This is a genomic window from Rickettsia sp. TH2014, assembly GCF_019249195.1.
Classification (GTDB): domain Bacteria; phylum Pseudomonadota; class Alphaproteobacteria; order Rickettsiales; family Rickettsiaceae; genus Rickettsia; species Rickettsia felis.
The window spans coordinates 1-3,562 of the sequence record NZ_MXAX01000292.1 but is presented as its reverse complement, the minus strand read 5'-3'; the positions used below and the strand labels follow the sequence as shown (position 1 = coordinate 3,562).

The window sequence follows — 3,562 nt, the reverse complement described above, 5'->3', positions numbered from 1 at the left end:
AAAATTTTCAATTTTTTCTCGCAATGACGGTACGACTATAAACCGTTTTTAGGACGTTCAGGACTCTTCATCATCTCAAAAAACTCACCGTTAGTTTTAGTATGTTCAAGTTTTTTGAGTAAAAATTCTATTGCCTCACTGCTACCCATCGGATCGATAATACGACGAAGAACCCACATTTTATTTAATATTATTTTATCTACTAATAAATCTTCTTTTCTAGTTCCTGATCTAGTTATATCAATAGCCGGATAAATACGCTTATCGGCAATCTTACGGTCTAGAACTATCTCGGAATTACCTGTACCTTTAAATTCTTCAAAAATTACTTCATCCATACGAGAACCGGTTTCAATTAAAGCCGTACCGATTATAGTAAGCGAACCGCCGTTTTCGATATTTCTTGCTGCTCCGAAAAATCTTTTCGGTCTTTGTAGTGCATTAGCATCAACACCGCCCGTTAATACTTTCCCTGATGACGGCACTACGGTATTATAAGCACGAGCGAGTCGTGTTATCGCATCTACTAAAATTACCACATCTTTTTTATGTTCTACTAAACGCTTTGCTTTTTCGATAACCATTTCTGCAAGCTGCACGTGCCTACTTGCCGGTTCATCGAAAGTAGAGCTAACAACCTCTCCACGCACGGAACGTTGCATATCGGTTACTTCTTCAGGTCTTTCGTCTATTAACAGTACTATTAAAAATACTTCCAGATTATTAGTTGTAATTGCATGTGCTATATTTTGTAATAATACGGTTTTACCTGTACGAGGCGGCGCTACTATTAATGCACGTTGTCCTTTACCCATAGGGGCAACAAGTTCAATAACCCGTGTACTAAAATCCTTACTATCTTTACTATTATTTTCAAGTTCTAATCCTAATTTTTCATCAGGATATAAGGGAGTTAAATTATCAAAATGAACACGATGATAAGCTTTAGAAGGGTCTTCAAAATTTACTCTATTGACTTTCAGTAAAGCAAAATAACGTTCTCCGGCTTTTGGAGCTCTGATCTGACCTTCTACAGTATCACCGGTGCGCAGACCAAAGCGACGAATCTGACTAGGAGAAATATAAATATCATCAGGACCTGCTAAATAGTTTACTTCCGGTGAACGTAAAAAACCAAACCCGTCAGGTAATACCTCAAGTACCCCTTCGCCAACTATTAAACCTCCCTGCTCTACGGATTTTTTCAAAATTGCAAAAACTAATTCTTGTTTAAGTAATGAATTAATATTTTCAATTTTTAATTCTTCTGCTTGAGCTTGTAGTTCCTCTGGTAATTTACGTTTTAATTGTTTTAAATTAATAATATTACCGTGCTCTGCAAAATTATTATGATTGTTATTGGATTCGGTATTGTTAAGTTCTTCTGTAGATTCTTTATTAGTTGTGTTCATTATTTTATTATTAATAGATTATAATTGAAAAGTTGAGTTAGCAATTAAGTTTAAAGGTAAGTAATATACTTATTTAAAATTAGGAATCAAATTAGATTTTTAGAAAATTTTATTTATTCTTGCGGTTTGAAGAATTATTTATCTTGTTAGCTTATAAGAATTGTTTATGTATGTAAAAGCATACTAACAACGTAATAGCGCATTGTCAACCCAAATCGTCATTGCGAGCAGGTATTGTTGTGTGGATCAATTTCGCCTCTGTCATCCCGTGGCTTGACCACGGAATCCAGTTAAAATACTAAAATATTAGTATTTTTTATTGTTTTTATAGACCCCTGGTCAAGCCACGGGGTGACACAGAAGGTTTTACCGATCCACGCAACACTGCTTTGCGAGGAGCGAAGCATTGTTGCAATCCAGAAAAATAATTAAAAAATTCTGTAAATCAAAATTTTTAACTGGATTACTTTGTCGAATTACTACGTAATTCTTCTCGCAATGACGGAAACCAAGCCATGCAACAAAGCTGGACAAGCCAGGGTATGACATCAAGGGCGTTTGGATAAACTAATCCACGTATACTCTACAAATCCTTTGATTTTAATAATAATACATTTGAATTAAGTAATGGAGTGAAAACGTTTTTAACTTCGTTTAATAATGCTTCATTGCTTATTTCTTGGTTTAATTCGCTGCGTACCGCATCAAATATTTCTCTTAAACTTTTCTCTTCTACCATATATTTAAAAATATATTTAGTGCTTCTAAATATCGACATTGAGATATTAACATTATTTAATATCCCATTATTAATAGTAAAATTAATAACATTATTTACTGCTGAAGGATTAGATTCCAAATGCTCATAAATTTGTTTAGCAAAATTGGCAATATTATGGAAGTACGGTATATTATCAAGGTCATCAAGAGAGGCTACACTATCTTTTTGATTTGATACGTAAAATGAATGTTTAATAATATTACCGGTAAGTATTTCAGAAATTGCTTCTCTAGTTACTTTATCCATCTTTTTAATTTTTTGTAGAAGTGAAAAATCTTTTACATAATTTTCCGGTCTTAATAAAATTTTCTCTAAAGGATCAAGATAATCAACAAAATTTAAGCCTGCTTTTTCTACGAATTCATATAACTCAGGAACGGAATAGGCTCTATCCTGTTTGTGCAGGAACATATCATAAACTCCAATGTCACCGAAATTTTGGTAGTCTGAAAATAATTCCCAACCTCTTTTATACCAGTTAGTAGCAGGCAAATTATCTAGAATTAGCTTCCCGTTCATTACTTCTTCGACACGGTTTTTAGTATCTTTATTTATCATTTTCATTAAATCCTGAATTTGATAAACACCGGTACGTCCGTATTTAGCATATACCATTAAACCCATACCGCCGGTCGGTTTTAAAGAATCTTTTAGATTTTTTAAACCTTCATCAGGATTTGCTAAATGATGAAGCACACCGGTACAATTTATATAATCGAATTTTCCAAGTTTTAAATTAGGTATATTTAATATTGAATCATTAATCCATTTAATATTTTTAAGTCCTCGTACTTCTGCACGTTTTTGTGCTACTTCCATGCTAGGTTTACTAAAATCTAGATATATTATCTCGGCATTTTTTTATCTTTTAACTGCTTGGCAAGATAAATAGTCGAATCACCGGTGCCGCCGCCCGCTATTAAGCATTTAAATCCATTATTAAAATTTTCTTTTCCTTTATATAGAAAATGGTTTAATTCTCCTAAGAACTCACCGCAAATTGCAAGTAAACGTTCTTTTTCTTGATTTGGGTCTCTGAAAGGATAAGGATAATCTTGATAATGCTCTTGTACTTCTGCTAAGTCTTTAGAAATTTTTGTTTTCCTTGAATCGTTCATAAATATTATTGTTTTTAAGTTATTACTATATAATCGTTTATCTATTTTCGGCTTTGTTGCATGGATCGAAAAACGCACTCGGTGTCATACCGTGGCTTGACCACGGTATCCAGAAAACAACTAAAAATATCAATAATATTGATATTTTTAACTGGTTCCCGTGAATAAATCACGGGATGAAAGGAGAAAAACCGGACCATGCAACAACGCCTATGGCTCCTCGCAAGGCCTTGTTGCGTAGATATAAAAAA

Annotated in this window: 1 protein-coding gene and 1 pseudogene; both read right to left on the bottom strand. The window is 33.4% G+C overall.

Going from position 1 to position 3,562, the window contains the following annotated elements:
- Nucleotides 1–35: 35 nt before the first annotated feature.
- The gene (rho, locus tag KYQ89_RS06110) at nucleotides 36–1,412 is read right to left on the bottom strand and encodes a transcription termination factor Rho (RefSeq protein ID WP_218460844.1); all 1,377 of its coding nucleotides are present in this window, start codon (nucleotides 1,410–1,412) and stop codon (nucleotides 36–38) included.
- Nucleotides 1,413–1,995: 583 nt separating this feature from the next.
- Nucleotides 1,996–3,311 (bottom strand): annotated as a pseudogene (locus KYQ89_RS06105) (class I SAM-dependent methyltransferase).
- Nucleotides 3,312–3,562: the final 251 nt, after the last annotated feature.

Coding starts and splice junctions, on each gene's coding strand:
- rho (WP_218460844.1), bottom strand. CDS start 1,412: ATGAACACAACTAATAAAGAATCTACAGAAGAACTTAACAATACCGAA.